This window comes from Mycobacterium paraterrae, from assembly GCF_022430545.2.
Lineage (GTDB): Bacteria > Actinomycetota > Actinomycetes > Mycobacteriales > Mycobacteriaceae > Mycobacterium > Mycobacterium paraterrae.
Window position 1 is genome coordinate 1,638,332 of sequence record NZ_CP092488.2, and the last position, 15,169, is coordinate 1,653,500.

Annotated in this window: 12 protein-coding genes; 2 read left to right on the forward strand and 10 right to left on the reverse strand. The window is 66.3% G+C overall.

Annotation, left to right across the window (positions count from 1 at the left end):
* Positions 1 to 178: 178 nt before the first annotated feature.
* The 7 genes from MKK62_RS07825 to glf all read right to left on the reverse strand — a co-directional run bounded on the left by MKK62_RS07825 (position 179) and on the right by glf (position 9,279).
* On the reverse strand, positions 179 to 1,078 hold the full coding sequence (locus MKK62_RS07825; RefSeq protein WP_240261609.1) for an alpha/beta hydrolase-fold protein: 900 nt from the start codon (positions 1,076 to 1,078) through the stop codon (positions 179 to 181).
* A gap of 153 nt (positions 1,079 to 1,231) precedes the next feature.
* Positions 1,232 to 2,272, reverse strand: coding sequence for an esterase family protein (locus MKK62_RS07830; RefSeq protein ID WP_240261608.1), 1,041 nt, complete (start codon positions 2,270 to 2,272; stop codon positions 1,232 to 1,234).
* Positions 2,273 to 2,688: 416 nt separating this feature from the next.
* Entirely contained in the window at positions 2,689 to 4,683 is a 1,995-nt protein-coding gene (gene aftB / locus MKK62_RS07835; protein WP_434085036.1) for a terminal beta-(1->2)-arabinofuranosyltransferase, read from the reverse strand.
* Entirely contained in the window at positions 4,661 to 5,581 is a 921-nt protein-coding gene (locus tag MKK62_RS07840; protein WP_240261607.1) for a decaprenyl-phosphate phosphoribosyltransferase, read from the reverse strand. The genes aftB and MKK62_RS07840 overlap by 23 nt, the downstream gene beginning before the upstream one ends.
* On the reverse strand, positions 5,578 to 6,129 hold the full coding sequence (locus tag MKK62_RS07845; protein WP_240261606.1) for a phosphatase PAP2 family protein: 552 nt from the start codon (positions 6,127 to 6,129) through the stop codon (positions 5,578 to 5,580). The genes MKK62_RS07840 and MKK62_RS07845 overlap by 4 nt, the downstream gene beginning before the upstream one ends.
* Positions 6,110 to 8,068, reverse strand: coding sequence for a glycosyltransferase (locus MKK62_RS07850; protein WP_240261605.1), 1,959 nt, complete (start codon positions 8,066 to 8,068; stop codon positions 6,110 to 6,112). The genes MKK62_RS07845 and MKK62_RS07850 overlap by 20 nt, the downstream gene beginning before the upstream one ends.
* Entirely contained in the window at positions 8,065 to 9,279 is a 1,215-nt protein-coding gene (gene glf / locus MKK62_RS07855) for a UDP-galactopyranose mutase (RefSeq protein WP_240261604.1), read from the reverse strand. Before glf ends, MKK62_RS07850 begins: the two co-directional genes overlap by 4 nt.
* Positions 9,280 to 9,556: 277 nt before the next feature.
* On the opposite strand from glf, the gene MKK62_RS07860 reads away from it, so the two are divergent.
* Positions 9,557 to 10,378 (forward strand): hypothetical protein, encoded by an 822-nt coding sequence (locus tag MKK62_RS07860; RefSeq protein WP_240261603.1) that lies wholly within the window; start codon positions 9,557 to 9,559, stop codon positions 10,376 to 10,378.
* 242 nt (positions 10,379 to 10,620) lie between these two features.
* Positions 10,621 to 12,228, forward strand: coding sequence for an N-acetylmuramoyl-L-alanine amidase (locus MKK62_RS07865; RefSeq protein WP_240261602.1), 1,608 nt, complete (start codon positions 10,621 to 10,623; stop codon positions 12,226 to 12,228).
* A 15-nt stretch (positions 12,229 to 12,243) separates the two neighbouring features.
* On the opposite strand, the gene MKK62_RS07870 is transcribed toward MKK62_RS07865, so the two are convergent.
* The 3 genes from MKK62_RS07870 to MKK62_RS07880 form a co-directional block, all read right to left on the reverse strand.
* A complete protein-coding gene (locus tag MKK62_RS07870; RefSeq protein ID WP_240261601.1) occupies positions 12,244 to 13,248 on the reverse strand; it encodes a hypothetical protein in 1,005 nt (334 codons plus the stop codon).
* Positions 13,249 to 13,559: 311 nt separating this feature from the next.
* A complete protein-coding gene (locus tag MKK62_RS07875; RefSeq protein WP_240261600.1) occupies positions 13,560 to 14,375 on the reverse strand; it encodes an HAD family hydrolase in 816 nt (271 codons plus the stop codon).
* The gene (locus MKK62_RS07880) at positions 14,372 to 15,157 is read right to left on the reverse strand and encodes a lysophospholipid acyltransferase family protein (protein ID WP_240261599.1); all 786 of its coding nucleotides are present in this window, start codon (positions 15,155 to 15,157) and stop codon (positions 14,372 to 14,374) included. The genes MKK62_RS07875 and MKK62_RS07880 overlap by 4 nt, the downstream gene beginning before the upstream one ends.
* Positions 15,158 to 15,169: the final 12 nt, after the last annotated feature.

Below are 15,169 nucleotides of genomic sequence, written 5' to 3' on the forward strand. Positions count from 1 at the left end.
GAGCCCCCTTTCTTCCGCCAGGTGACCCCGTCACCGGCACGGCTGCGCGAGCGGACGTGAAGTGCTGACCGCCCGACAGATCTATCGCTTTACGCATAGATTATCTGCGCAGCACGCCAGAGATCATGGTGATGCTGCTCACAGCGGAGCGCGGCGCGCGAACCGGGCAGCGAGCCGCCTAGCGGATCGCGCCGACGATATCGCCGGACATCGCGCCCAGCTGTCCGCTCCACGAGCCCCAGTCGTTGCTACCGCCGCCGGGGAAGTCGAAGTGGCCGTTGTGGCCACCCACGTTGCGGTATTCCTGATAGAAGAAGCGGGCTCCGGCCATCGCCTCACCGGCCTGGCCGATCATCGCGGCGGCGTCGCCGCCCATGTTGGTCGGGCTCCAGACCCAGATCCGCGAGTTGTTCTGCGCCAACAGCATCGCGTGCACCTCAGGGTCGTGCCACTTCCACCGGCCCAGCTGCGGGGCACCCCACATGCCGTTGCCGTCGACGCCGCCGAACTGCTGCAGACCCGCGAGGATCGCGCCGTTGCTCGTGGTGTTCGAGGGGTAGAGGAAGCCTGACAGCGAGCCGGCGAAGCCGAAGCGCTCGGGGTGGAAGCAGGCGAGTGCCATCGCGCCGTAGCCGCCTTGGGATGCGCCGGCCGCGCCGTGGCCGCCAGGTGCCAGACCCTTGTTGGCGGCCAACCAGTCCGGCAGCTCCTGCGACAGGAAGGTGTCCCACTGCTTGCTGCCGTCGCGCTCCCAGTTGGTGTACATGCTGAAGGCGCCGCCCGCGGGGGCGACCACCGAGATGCCCTTGCCGGCGAGCGTATTGAAGGCGTTGCCGGCGGTCGCCCAGTTGCTCACGTCGGGAGCGGCGTTGAAGGCGTCGAGCAGGTACACCGCGTGCGGGCCGCCGGCCATGAACTGCACCGGGATGTCGCGGCCCATCGCGCCCGAGGGAACCATCAGCGTCTCGTAGCCCGCGGCGCGGGCCGGGCTCAGCTCCGTCATCAGGAAACCACCGGTCGTCAACACGGCGGCGCCTAGGAGACACAGCAGCCTGGACAGCACTGACCGACTTCTCATTCCTGACCTCGCTTTATCGCTCGACCGCCAAAAAAGGGGAACCGCGCAGCGCCCCCGTTCCGCAAGGTAGCTAATCACACCGCGTTGTGACGGACGCCTGAAACGGCGAACGGCGACGACCTCGAAAGGTCGCCGCCGTTTGCCGTGCAGTTCTTAGGTGTGCTGACCGGTCGCTGCGGCCGCCGGAGCGCCCGCCGCGGGACCCGCACCCGGCGTGGCACCGAGGTGGGCCTGCATGTCCGGAATCATCGCGTGCAACTGCGCACCCCAGTACGGCCAGTCGTGCGTGCCGTTGGCGTCGAAGTTGAACACCGCGTTGTTGCCGCCGGCCGCCTTGTAGGCGTCCTGCCACTTGATGTTGCTGGTACGCACGAAGCCCTCGAGGAACTTGGCCGGCAGGTTGTCGCCACCGAGCTCGGACGGCTTGCCGTTACCGCAGTACATCCAGACGCGGGTGTTGTTCGCGACGGTCTTGCTGACGTTGAGCAGCGGGTCGTTGCGGGCCCAGGCCGGATCCTCCTTCGGACCCCACATGTCGGCGGGCTTGTAGCCACCGGCGTCACCCATGGCCAGGCCGATCAGCGACGGGCCCATGCCCTGCGACGGATCCATCAGGCCGGAGAACGCACCGACCTCGACGAACTGCGCCGGGTGGTAGTTGGCCAGGTTCAGCGCCGAGGCACCAGCCATCGACAGACCGACAGCCGCGCCGCCGTTCTGCTTGACGCCCTTGGAGGCCAAGAACGCGGGCAGCTCACTGGTGAGGAAGGTTTCCCACTTGTAGGTCTGGCAACCGGCCTTGCCGCACGCCGGCTTGTACCAGTCGGTGTACCAGCTGGACTGCCCACCCACCGGCATGACTGCGGACAGCCCGGACTGCAGGAACCACTCGAAGGCGGGGGTGTTGATGTCCCAGCCGTTGAAGTCGTCCTGCGCACGGAGGCCGTCGAGCAGGTACACGGCGGGCGAGTTCGCGCCACCGCTCTGGAACTGGACCTTGATGTCGCGACCCATGGCCGCCGAAGGCACCTGCAGGTACTCGACGGGCAGACCCGGCTTGGAGAACGCGTGTGCGTCCGCCGTCTGGCCTACGACGCCGATCATGCCCGGCAGCAGAGCCGCAGCGGCAGCCCCTAGCGCGAGCCGACGCGGCACCCTCTTTGCCGCATCGCGAAACCTGTCAACAAGCCTCATTCTTGCTTCCTCATTCATTGTCGGGCCCAACGGTGTGGGTCGGACTGCATCGCCCTATTGCCCAGCTTCTGCACGGGCCGCTTTCTTGGCCCGCATCGATGCTGGACGCGCCGGCCTTCATGTCCGGCATTCAACGAGTCATTCGGACCCGCGTCCATGCTGGACGGCGCAGCAGTGCCTGGAGTAGTGAACCACATATCGCGGTCTGGACTCTCATCGACGTAGGCCCGAAACCGGGACCCCAGCTGCGGCCGGACCCGCCCGACTCGGCTGCGGATCACCACGCTGTGAATGTGCCGACGAGCGGTTGTTCGCCGGTAAGCGTACATATTCGACATAGCTGGGCGCCAATCGAATCGGGCATCACCGCACTAAACAAATGGGTGACAAAAATTCTTCTGCCGATAACTTCCGAGCTACGGCCCGGTGGCCGGGAGACCGGTGTATTCGGGCGCGCCGGTCTCCGGAATGGCCAGGCCACACCGGATCAGCTCGTAGCGCGGGACGCGATCGATGCGGTAACGGGTGAACTGCACCGAATGCAGCAGGTTGGAGAAGAACCGGTGGAACGTCATGGGAGCGCGCACCGAGTTCAGCACCTGTTGGGTGCCTTCACACTTCAGCGCCGCCTCGGCTTGTTGGACAAATTTCTGGTCGAGATAACCCGGCACACCCGGATACCACTTCACCCACGGCCCGTCGGCAATCACCCAGTCGGGGAAGAGGTTCTTGTCGTGGCCGATGCGGCCGTGCTGCAGTCGCGCGGTATGCGCGGCCAGCGGGTTGGCCAGACCGATCTGGTCGATCACCCGCACATCCAGCGCGACGTTCATGCCGACCATGCCCAGGTTGGTGAAAAACACTGTGTGCGGGCCGTTTCGGGGCGGGATGCCATCCTTCGGCGGGATCGGCGGGACCAGATCCCACTGGTCGTAGTTGCCGGAGGGCAGCAGCAAGGCGCCTTCCGGAGTGTTGTTGAGCGCCACCAGGACCGCACGCATCCGCGGGTAGTCCAGGTAGTCGGCGGCGGTCAGTGGGTGCGCGTGACCCGTTGCCTGCGCGTAGAACCGGCGCTCGTCGACTATCCCGGTGTAGGTGACGCGTGTGGCGTCGTCCCCCAGGCCGGGCGAATTGGCCGCCCACAGCGCCCATCCCGCGACACACATCCACAACGCGCTGACCGTGCCGGCCAGCCAGTAGCCCGCCTCGCGGGTGAGCCGCGTGCCCTCCGGGAACACCACCGGCACCACGGCGACCGGGGCGAGCAGGCACAGCAGTGGAGCCAGCAGCACCCGGCCGTGCATGAAGTCACCGCCCTGGCGGATCCAGTACACCGCCTGCAGCAACCCACTGACCACGATGAAAATCACGACGGCGGCGGGGCTTTGCACCGTCCTGTTCAGTGGACCGCCGCCGAACGAGGTCGCGGCCGGGTCCTTCTGCTCTTTGCGACGCCGCGCCGAGGCCCACAGCACCAGACCCAGTCCCGTGAGCAGCAGCAGCGGCACCCATATCGCGTACGGCCCGTTGAAGTTCGACAGATAGACCAGCCCCTGCGACCACTTGTCGCCGCCGGCGTCCTTGGCCAGCGCGGTGCCGGGAAACAGCAAGCCGTAGTAGCCCATCCGGAAAATCTGATAGCCGACCGGCAACAATCCGCCGGCTGCCACGATCTCGAGCCGGCCGCGTCCGGTCCGCTCGGCGATCAGCATCATGATCAGCACACCGCCGCCGATCAGCGCCAATTCCGGGCGCACCAGCACACTGCAGCCAGCGACGAAGGCCAGCACGCCGGTGAACCACCGACCCGGCGGACCGGAACGTCTGGCCTGTGACCAGCAGACCATCATCCACCACAACAGCCCGAGATAGGCCGTCACCAAACCACTTTCGAGGCCAGAGGTGGCGAAGTCACGAGCCGGCGGCACGGCGATGTAGGCCAGCGCCCCCGCCGGCAGCATGATCGCGCGCCGCCCGACCAGGCTGGGCGCGAACAACCGTCCGGTGCCCAGCATCAACATCGCCAGCCCGAGCAGGCTCAGCCCGAGCGCCAACGCCAGCGCGACATATTCCAGCTGCAGGGGCCGGGTGAGCGCGCTGACGCCGTACACCAGGTAGGTCCACACCACCGAGGTGTTGGCCTCGACCCGCTCACCCGCGTTGAACACCGGCCCGTTGCCCGCCAACAGGTTTCGCACGGTGCGTAAGACGATCAAGCCATCGTCGGCGATCCACCGGCGCTGCCAGGCACCCCAGCCGAACAGCGCCGCGACCACGACCACACTGGTCCACAGGCTGGCCCGGACCGTGATGTCGTAAGGAAACGACGCGCGTCGAACCAACCTCAGCGTCGGCCAGCGCGAAGCCGGTCCGTCGGCCGGGACCGCGTCAGCCGAGGAAGACTGCGACACCGATGGTCCCGATCCACGCCAGGAAGAGCACCTGCAGCACCCGGTCGCGCAACGCGATTTCTTCGGGCTCACCGGCGACACCACCGTCGACGTCCACCGCATACCGCAGGATCGCGATCGTGAACGGCACCATCGAGACCACGAACCAGCCGGCCTTCCCGTGGTCGCGCTCGAAAGCCCACAACCCGTAGCAGACCACGACCGCGGTGGCCGACAACGTCCAGACGAAGCGGAGATACGTACTGGTGTAATTCTCCAACGACCTACGGATCTTGGCCCCGGTGCGCTCCGCCAACTGCAGTTCGGCGTAACGCTTGCCGGCCGCCTGGAACAGCGAACCGAATGCCACCACCAGCAGAAACCATTGCGACAGATGGGTATTGGTGGCGGCACCGCCGGCGATGGCGCGGATGAGATATGCCGACGAGACGATGCTGATGTCGATCACCGCTTGGTGTTTGAGGCCGAAGCAGTAGCCCAGTTGCATCCCGATGTAGACCGCCATCACCAGAGCCAGATTCTGGTTGAGAGACCAGGCGATACCGAGCGACAGCACCCCGAGCACCACCGCCAACGCATAGGCCAGCCACTCCGGAACCACACCCGCGGCGATCGGACGGAATCGCTTGGTCGGATGCTGGCGGTCGGCTTCGACGTCGCGGACATCGTTGATCAGGTAGATCGACGATGCGCCCAGGCTGAACGCGACGAAGGCGACCGCGATCTGGACGATCACGTCGCGGTAGTTGTAGTGGGCATAGGTGCCCCAGGCCGCCAGCGGAGCCGCCGCGACCAAGATGTTCTTCACCCATTGCCGCGGGCGCATCGCTTTGATCACGCCGACGAACAGGTTGGCCGACGGCCCTGCCACTTTCTTGTCGTCAAGCTGCTCGGTCATCTCACGCTCCACCTGTCGTCTGCCCAGTTGGCGATCCACTCGGTGGCTGCGGCGACGGCTGCCCCGACGGCCACGCCGGTGGCCACATCACTGGGATAGTGCACGCCGAGCAGCACCCGCGAGAGCGCCATCGGCGGGACCAGCATGACAGGCAGCGGTAGACCGGTGGTGCGGCCCAGCAATACGGCCGCCGCGGTGGTCGACGTCGCGTGCGCCGACGGGAAGCTCAAGCTGCTCGGGGTGCCGACGTTGACGGCGACCGCGGGGTGATGGGGCCGCGGGCGGCGCACGATCCGTTTGATCACCACCGCGGCGGCGTGCGCGGCGAACGCCCCAACCCCGGCCACCAGCCAGCTGCGCCGCTTGGCCGGCTGCAGGATTGCGCCGAGGGCCGACACAGCCAGCCAGCCGAGGCTGTGTTCACCGAAGTGGGACATCGCCCGCGCGATCGCCAACGCGCCAGGGCGGTGCGCCAGCGCCGACTGCACCGCGACCAGCGCGGCGACTTCGCCGTGCGGCGACGCCGATTCAGCCGTGATGTCGGCCATTGCCAGCCGCATTGCTCTGAGTCGGCAGCAGCACCGTCTCCCACTTTTCTTTGCTTGTCAGCTCGGGGAGCGCGGCGCGGTAGACGCGACGCATCTCGTCGAACCGACGCAGCAGTTGCCGCTGGCGGCGCAGCGACTGCGCCAGCAACGCGAACATCTTGTCCCGGTCGCGTTGGCGGTAGACCGCGCCGCGGCCGTCCGCCGTCGTGACGGTCGCGCCGTCCAGGGTGCAGAGCCGGAACCAGCGGGCGTCTTGGGTCGGCACGTTGAGTTGCGGGCGCTGGTGATGCTGCGGGTCGGACTTCTTCAATTGGTGCAGAATTCCGCGGACGAGGCGGTACCCGATCGACAGCGGGTGTACCGGCGGCTTCATCTCGACGTTGCGCTGCGACGGCGCGGGCAGTGCGTCCGACGACGGCAATACCACCGCGTCGGGGAACTCTTTACGAATCCGGTGCACTTCCGGCAGGCCGGATTCCAGGATCGAGAAGATGTGCTCGGGACCGGCCAGGAAGTCGTCAATCGCCTTGTTCTGGATGGCGACCGTCGAATACTCAAGGCAGGAAAGGTGTTTCAGCGTCGCCTTGAAGTGGCTGCGCACCAGGCCCTTGACGTCGCCGTCCCAGTGGATGGCCGCCACCACCAGCCGGTTGCGCAGGTGGAAGTAGGCCTGCCAGTCGATGGCGTCGTCCTTGTCGCTCCATGCCATGTGCCAGATCGCGGCGCCGGGAAGGGTCGCGGTGGGGTAACCGTGTTCGGCGGCGCGCAGGCCGTAGTCGGCGTCGTCCCATTTGATGAACAGCGGCAGCGGCTGGCCGAGTTCTTCGGCGACCTGCCGCGGGATCATGCACGTCCACCATCCGTTGTAGTCGACATCGATGCGACGGTGCAGCAGCTGGCTGCGAGGGTTGTTGTCGCTCAACGGATATTCGGCGAAGTCGTGGTCGTATTCGGTGTACGGCGCCGCGGTCCACATGAAGTTCGCCCGGTCGACCACCTCGCCCATGATGTGCAGGTGCGACGGCTCCTGGAGGTTGAGCATCTGGCCACCGACCAGCATCGGCGCCTTGGCGAAGCGGTGCATCGCCAGGATGCGCAGCACGGTGTCCGACTGCAGCTCGATGTCGTCGTCCATGAACAGGATCTGTTGGCAGTCGGTGTTTTTCAGCGCTTCGTACATCACCCGGCTGTATCCGCCCGAGCCACCGAGGTTGGGCTGGTCATGGATGGCCAGCCGATCACCCAGCGGGGCTGCCACGGCCGCGAAATCGGGGTGGTCGCGGACCTTCGAGGTGCCTTGGTCGGTGACGATGACCGCACCGATCACCTGGTCCACCAACGGATCTGCGGTGAGTTCGCGCAGCGCGTTGACACAGTCGTTTGGCCGGTTGAAGGTCGGGATGCCGATCGCGATGTTGCCCACCCCGGGAGCGGGCTGGTCGGAGTACCACCCGGCGCTGCGTAGCGTCACCTCGGAATCGGTCGTGATGTCGAACCAGATCCACCCGCCGTCTTCGAAAGGTTGCAGGCTGACCTGGATTTCGAGGACCTCCGGGTCACCCTTCGTCGCGAAGTCCTGCCCCTCCACGAAGATTCGGGCGCCGGTGGCCTTGGTGCGGTAGAGGTCGACTCGCCCCTTGCCGGTGACCTCGACCCGCAGCACCACCGACGTGCACGTCGTCCATCGGCGCCAGTAGCTGGCCGGGAACGCGTTGAAGTAGGTAGCGAACGACACCTGCGACTCGGGGCCGATCTGAAGCGAGGTGCGGTTGCTGGCATGCGCCCGACGGGCGTTCGTCTTGGACTCTTCGAGGTAGAGCTTGCGGACGTCGAGCGGCTCACCCGGGCGCGGCAGGATCACCCGCGCCAGCAGGCTCACCGCCTTGCTCGATTGCTGGCTTGTGGCCTGAGCTGTTTCGTCAACCGTGGTCTTACTCATCCCCGGGTGCTTCCTCTGCTGTTTTCTTGCAACGATGCGCCGTCCCGCAGGTGCGGCAGCAGGACGTTGTCGTACATGTTGAGCGCGCTGGCAATGGCCATGTGCATGTCGAGATACTGATAGGTGCCCAGCCGGCCCCCGAAAAGTACTTTGGCCGAAGCGGTTTCGTTCGCAGCTCGGGTTCGGTACGCCTCTACCATCGCGCGGTCGTCGGGGGTGTTGATCGGGTAGTAGGGCTCGTCGTCGTCCTTGGCGAAGCGGCCGTACTCGCGCATGATCACCGTCTTGTCGGTGGGGTAATCCCGCTCCGGGTGGAAGTGCCGGAACTCGTGGATCCGGGTGTAGGGCACGTCTTCGTCGTTGTAGTTCATCACCGGCGTGCCCTGAAAGTCTCCGGTCGGTAGCACCTCGAGCTCGAAATCCAGTGTGCGCCAACCAAGGCGACCCTCGGAATAGTCGAAATATCGGTCCAGCGGACCGGTGTATACGACCGGTGCGTCCGGACTCTGAGCGCGGAGCTCGTCGCGAACCTCGAACCAGTCGGTGTCCAGCCGGACCTCGATGCGGTCGTCGGCGGCCATCTTCTCCAGCCACGCGGTGTAGCCGTCCACCGGCAGTCCCTCGTAGGTGTCGTTGAAGTAGCGGTTGTCGAACGTGTAGCGCACCGGCAGCCGGGTGATGTTGCTCGCTGGAAGGTTCTTGGGATCGGTCTCCCACTGCTTGGCCGTGTAGTGCTTCATGAACGCCTCATACAGCGGGCGGCCGATCAGGCTGATCGCCTTCTCTTCGAAGTTGGTCGCCGTCGCGGTATCGAATTCCGCCGCCTGCTCCGCGATCAGCGCGCGCGCTTCGTCCGGGGTGAAGTAGCGACCGAAGAACTGAGACACCAGTCCCAATCCCATCGGGAACTGATATGCCTGTCCGGCATGCATCGCGAACACGCGGTGTTGGTAGCCGGTGAAATCGGTGAACTGGCGCACGTAGTCCCACACCCGCTTGTTGGAGGTGTGGAACAGGTGCGCGCCGTACTTGTGCACCTCGATGCCGGTCTGCGGCTCGGCCTCGGAGTAGGCGTTGCCGCCGATGTGCGGGCGGCGTTCGACGACAAGGACCCGCTTCCCGAGCTGCGTAGCCACGCGCTCGGCGATCGTCAGACCGAAAAAGCCGGAACCGACGACAAAGAGGTCATAGCGACCGGAGGGAGCAGTCATCGGTTGCCTAGGGTATCGGACTCACGCACCATCGCCCGTTCGGCGCGGGGGTCATAACGCGACTACATCGACCGCAAGCTCGGATACCGGCGTGGCGGGTAACGGTTGGGCGAGATTTGGTGACGAATGTCGCGATTGCTTCACGATTAGATCTCGTCACTCTAGTAACAACATTCACGTAAGTAACATCGGCCATGTGTCCGAATAAGCAGTAGTCAGACACCGTGCGCGCCCCCGGCGTGCACGACAGACCGCAGTCCACATTGAGGAGACTTCCGTGCCGAACCGACGTCGACGCAGGCTCTCGACAGCCACGAGCGCGTTCGCCGCTCTGGCGGTCGCGAGTCCTTTTGCTTACATCGCAGTTTGCGACTTGACCGCGAAGCCCGCACCGCAACACCAGGAGTTCGTCCGGGCCGCGTCCATGACCGATCTTCCCGGCGAGCTGATGGGCGCGCTGACGCAGGGGTTGTCGCAGTTTGGGGTCAGCCTCCCGCCGATCCCGAGCCTGACCGGAGCCACCAGCCCCAGCAGCCTCGGCTCTCCGGGGCTGGGCACGCTCCCCGGGGCCACGCCCGACCTCGCCAGCCCGGGTCTTGCCTCTCCCGGCCTGACTACACCTGGTCTGGCGTCGCCCGGATTGACCACGCCGGGCTTGACCACGCCGGGCTTGACGCCTGGCGCCGCGCCGGGTCTCACCACTCCGGGCCTGACCCCCGCCACCACGCCCGGGCTCACCACCCCGGGGCTGACGCCCGGCGCCACCACTCCGGGCTTGAGCACTCCGGGTTTGACCACGCCCGGCTTGGACGGCACCGGTGCAGCCGCGGCCAGTCCGAGTGAATTGCCGATCAGCGACCCGGTCGGGTTGGACCCCTCGGGGGGCACCTACCCGATCCTCGGTGACCCGAACGTCGGCGCAGCGCCGGCGGCGCCCAGCGGCGGGCTGGTCAGCGACATGATGAGCGCGGCCAACCAGCTGGGCGCGGGTCAAGCCATTGACCTGCTCAAGGGCATGATCCTGCCGCAGTTGCAGAACGCCGCCCACGGCGCGGCCGCCCCGGTCCCGCCGCCGCCAGTGCCGGCACCGATCCCCTGATCGCACGCCCGGCTTCGGATTTCCCCCGAAACGGCACCGCAGAAGTGGCCCCCCTGGTCTGACCAGGTTCAGTCAAACTCTGCGGTGCCGTGCTGTGCGCGACGAAAGTGCAGCCACTGGCATCGCCACTCGCGAAATGCGTCGCCAACTGCACCCTCGGCGGATCGCGGCGGAAACACATTGTTCACTTAAGTAGCGTGTCGAACCATTTGCACCATTGGACACATACGTAACATCGTTTCGTGCCGTCCCGCCGTCGTCCGCCGACGATGTTGTTCACCGCCCTCGCCGCGACAGTCGTCATCCTGCCGTGGGCGGTCGCCTCGAGCGTCCAGGATCACGACCAGCCAGCGCGAGCCGGTGAGACCCACCTCGCGCAGCAGCCGCTGGTCGGGCTCGGCGGCGGTGTCACGGTCCGTGAGATCAGCCAGCGCACGCCGTTTTCCATGGTCGCCCTCACCGGCGGCGACCTGACCGGAACGACCGCGCGAGTCCGGGCGCGCCAGGCCGACGGCTCGTGGAGTAAGTGGTACGACACCGAAACCCTCACCGGGCGCGGCGACGGACCGCGCGGCACTGATCCGGTCTTCGTCGGCAAAACCACCACCGTTCAGATCTCGGTCAGCCGCCCGGCCGATGCTCCCCGGACGTCGGCACCGAAGAAGACACCGCCCTCGGGGCTGGGGTATATCCCGGCCAACACCGAACAACCACTCGCGCAGAACATCTCGGCGATCCTGATCTCTCCGCCGCAAGCACCCGCCGACACGCAGTGGAATCCACCCACCGCGATCGTGGCCCCGGGCCAGGCGCCGGCCATCATCGCCCGGGCACAGTGGGGCGGCGGCCCGGCGGTGCACTGCGGCAACCGCCCGTTCGATCAGCCCATCCGCGCGGCGGTCGTCCACCACACCGCGGAGAGCAACGACTACCAGCCGCAGGATTCGGCGGCGATCGTGCAGTCGATCTACGCGTATCACACCCAGATCCTGGGCTGGTGCGACATTGCCTACAACGCGCTGGTCGACAAGTACGGGCAAGTCTTCGAGGGACGGGCCGGCGCATTGCTCGGGCCGGTGCAGGGCGATCACACCGGCGGCTTCAACAGCGACAGTTGGGGCGTGACGATGATCGGCAACTTCGACGACATCGCACCGACCCCGATCCAGCTGCACACCATCGGCAGGCTGATCGGCTGGCGGCTCGGCGTCGACCACATCGATCCCAAGGGAATGGTCGCGTTGTCGTCGGCCGGCGGTGAGAACACAAACTTCCCACTGAATTCCGTCGCGACGCTGCCGACCGTCTTCGCCCACCGCGACGTCGGCGCCACCGACTGCCCGGGCAACATCGCCTACGGGTTGCTCGACGACATCCGTGACACTGCAGCGCATTTCAGCGGTCCGCCGCGACCGGAAGACCTGGCCCTGTCGTTACAGGGCGGGGCGATCTACGACCGCTGGCAGACGATCGGCGGCCCGAGCAGCGCTCTCGGCGCGCCCACTTCGCCCGAAGCGACCGGCGCCGGCGACGCGCGTTACGCCACGTTCGAAAAGGGCGCGATGTACTGGTCACCCGAGACCGGCCCGCAGGTGGTCACCGGCGCCATCTACGACGCGTGGGCTTCGCTGGGCTACGAGCGCGGAGCGCTGGGCCTGCCGACCAGCTCGGAATTCCAAGAGCCGCAATGGGTCAAGCAGAACTTCCAACACGGCACGCTGAACTTCGACCGGCTCACCGGACGAGTCACCCGGGTGATCGACGGCGTGGTCGAGGAGCTCCCGCCGCCGTCTCCCGGCGGGCCACCGGTTCAGCTGGAGCGGTTCTCTCCCGTCACCCCGGCCGCCTGAGGCCTGCTGCCGTCCTCACGGCACAGTGCTTTGCAACAAGGTTTCGGTCAGGCCGAGGATGATCTCGTCGCTGGCGTAGGTCGATTCGATGCCGGCGTTGGCGATGTTGACCAGACCGAAGTACTCGTCGCCCGCGGTGAAATCGGACAGTGCGGTAGTGATCAAGCCCTGAGCGTCCGATGCGAACTGCTGGGCCTGAGCGAAGGCATCGGCAAGGTCGGCCGGGGCCTTCAGGGCAGATAGAGCGAAGCCGGCGTTCCCGTCGCTGTCGACGAGGAAGGAATAGCCATTCACCAACAGGTCGGCTTGCTCTCCGACGGTCAGATTGCCGAAGCCGGCCAGCGCGTCGGACACCCCGGTGAGGTATGCCCCCTCGCTGAACGCGGTTCCGGCGTCGGTCAGGTAGGCCTCGCCGGCGCTCACCGTGTTTTGGAGGGAGTTCAGGAAGTCGGTGAAGGAGTAACCAACTACCTCAGCGGGAACCGCCGCTCCGGCCTGGGCCGCCGTGGATCCGAGTGGGAGGGTGTAGTTGCCGAACGGCGTGATGATGGTGTCGGTGGTGGTGTGAAGGTCGCCGTAGACGAGGTTGGCCCACTCGTTTTCGAAGCCGCCGCCGAAATTCGCGAGATCGATCTCGCTGCCGGCAGCAGGCACCGGCAGTGTCGTCGGAACGCCTTCCACGCTCCCCGACGTCTCCAGGAAGTCGTCGTTGACGAACGACCCGATCGTCGTCTGCGTATCCGTACCCTCGAGGAAGATGAAGGAATCCGCCGGTTGGCTGGTCGGATTCCACACTTCACCGCCCTGCAGCACACGCTCGATGGGTGGAAACCCCTCCGCAACCGATGGGTCGAAGGTCGACGTGTCGGGCACAAAAATCTCGGCATCTCCCGCGGTCAGCGCGACCGGACGGGTCTGCGGCGGAAGGGTCTGGGACAGCGCGGCAAAACCAATCAAGCTGGCGGCGGTGGCCGCGGAACCCGCGGCGGCGACGAGCTGACGTGAGAGACGGATAGGCACGATAGGGCTCCTCGGAACATTCGACGCCGGGTAGGCGCCGCATAAGCAAACGCTTAGAACAGCCTGAGCGCCGTGGGCCCACGGATCAATAAGGGTTTTCCCTACATTTTTGCCGCCGACGGGTCCGCGAGCGTAACGCTGAGGCCCGAATCCACTGGTCAGAAGTGCCCTGGCGTCACGCTCGGCGCCCAGCCCCTACCGCCATGTGCCGCACTCCTCCTCGCGTCGCTTCGCGACGCGCATCGTCGTACGGCTACATCCATGTGCCGCACTCCTCCTCGCGTCGCTTCGCGACGCGCATCGTCGTACGGCTAAAGCCACCAGCGTTCGAGCACCCGCGCCACCCCGTCGTCGGCGTTGGACGTGGTGACCTCGTCAGCCGCCGCCAGCGCGTCGGGGTGCGCGTTGGCCATCGCCACGCCGAGCCCGGCCCGCAACAGCATCGGCACGTCGTTGGGCATGTCACCGAAAGTCACCCAGTCGGCCTCGGGAATGCCAAGCGGCGCAGCGATTTCCGCGATGCCGGAAGCCTTGCTGACGCCGAGCGGCACAATCTCGATCAGGCCATTGTTGGTCGAGTAGGTCAGATCGCCCTCGGCGCCGATGTGCCCCGCCAACGCCGCCGCCATGTCCGCGCTGCGGGCGCCGGCCTTACGGACCAGCAGCTTGATCGCGGGCGCGCTGAGCAGGTCTTCGATGGAGACCTCGGTGTTGTCGGGGTTCAGCCAGGCATGCTCGTAGCCCGGCGAACTGACGAATTGCGGTGTGGCGCTGTCGTGCGCGCTTTCGCCAACCCGCTCGACCGCCAGGCCCGCGCCGGGAATGACTTGGGTGGCGATCTCGGCCAGTTCACGCAGCGCGGCGACGGACAGCGTTCGCGCCGACAGCACGCGGTCGGTCTCCGGGTCGTAGATCACCGCGCCGTTGGCGCACACCGCCATCGGCGCGAATCCCAGACCGTCGACCACCGGCGGGATCCAGCGCGGCGGACGGCCGGTGGCAAGCACGAAAACCGCGTTGGCCTCCACCGCCGCCTGCACGGCATCGCGGGTGCGAGGGGTGACTTTTTCGTCTTCGTTGAGCAGGGTGCCGTCGACGTCGCTGGCGATCAGCGCGGGCAGGGTCAATGGATACCGCTCTGATCCTGGCCTGGGCGAGTCACGCCATCGGTGCCGTATTTGTCCAACCGCTCCTGCAATTCGTGCAATCGGATCTTCTGCGAATCCTCGCGGGTCGGCGCGCTGCCGCCGAGCCGACGCGGAACCCAGTATTCACCCGGCGGGTGCGGATACTCCTCTTGCACCTGGTACAGCAGCTCATTCATCGCCCGGCGCAGGTTCATGTTGAGTTCCTCGGGCGTGCCGTGTGGCGCCAGCGGGCGTCCGGCGGCGACGGTGATCGGAATCTTGTTGCGGAACAACTTCTTTTCGTGGTCCTTGGGCCAGATCCGGTGAGCTCCCCACACGATCAGCGGGACGATCGGAACTTGGGCCTGCAGCGCCATCCGCGCCGCTCCTGTTTTGAACTCACGCAACTCGTAGCTGCGGCTGATGGTGGCCTCGGGATGCATCCCGATCAACTCGCCCTCACGCAGTCGCTGCACCGCGAGTTCGAACGCGTCGTGCCCGTTGCGGCGGTCCACCGGAATCAGCCGGGCGTGCTTGATGACGTAGTTGACCGCCTTCACGTCGGCCATCTCGGCTTTGATCATGAAATACATCCGCCGGCCGCGCTCGCGGGCGGCGAACAGCGGTGGCAGCCAATCCAGATAGCTGGTGTGGTTCTGCGCCAGCAGAGCTCCCCCGCGCTGCGGAATGTTCTCCAGCCCGCGGAACGTGAACTTGGTGCCGTTCATCGCCACGACAGGCGGAACGACCCACTCTCCGAACCGGTAAAACGGTTCTGGCATGGCGGTCGCTCC

Bases quoted from the DNA above. Each gene is read 5' to 3' on its own strand.
- MKK62_RS07825 (WP_240261609.1), bottom strand. From the start codon at position 1,078: ATGAGAAGTCGGTCAGTGCTGTCCAGGCTGCTGTGTCTCCTAGGCGCC.
- MKK62_RS07830 (WP_240261608.1), bottom strand. From the start codon at position 2,272: ATGAGGCTTGTTGACAGGTTTCGCGATGCGGCAAAGAGGGTGCCGCGT.
- MKK62_RS07840 (WP_240261607.1), bottom strand. From the start codon at position 5,581: ATGACCGAGCAGCTTGACGACAAGAAAGTGGCAGGGCCGTCGGCCAAC.
- MKK62_RS07845 (WP_240261606.1), bottom strand. From the start codon at position 6,129: ATGGCCGACATCACGGCTGAATCGGCGTCGCCGCACGGCGAAGTCGCC.
- MKK62_RS07850 (WP_240261605.1), bottom strand. From the start codon at position 8,068: ATGAGTAAGACCACGGTTGACGAAACAGCTCAGGCCACAAGCCAGCAA.
- glf (WP_240261604.1), bottom strand. From the start codon at position 9,279: ATGACTGCTCCCTCCGGTCGCTATGACCTCTTTGTCGTCGGTTCCGGC.
- MKK62_RS07880 (WP_240261599.1), bottom strand. From the start codon at position 15,157: ATGCCAGAACCGTTTTACCGGTTCGGAGAGTGGGTCGTTCCGCCTGTC.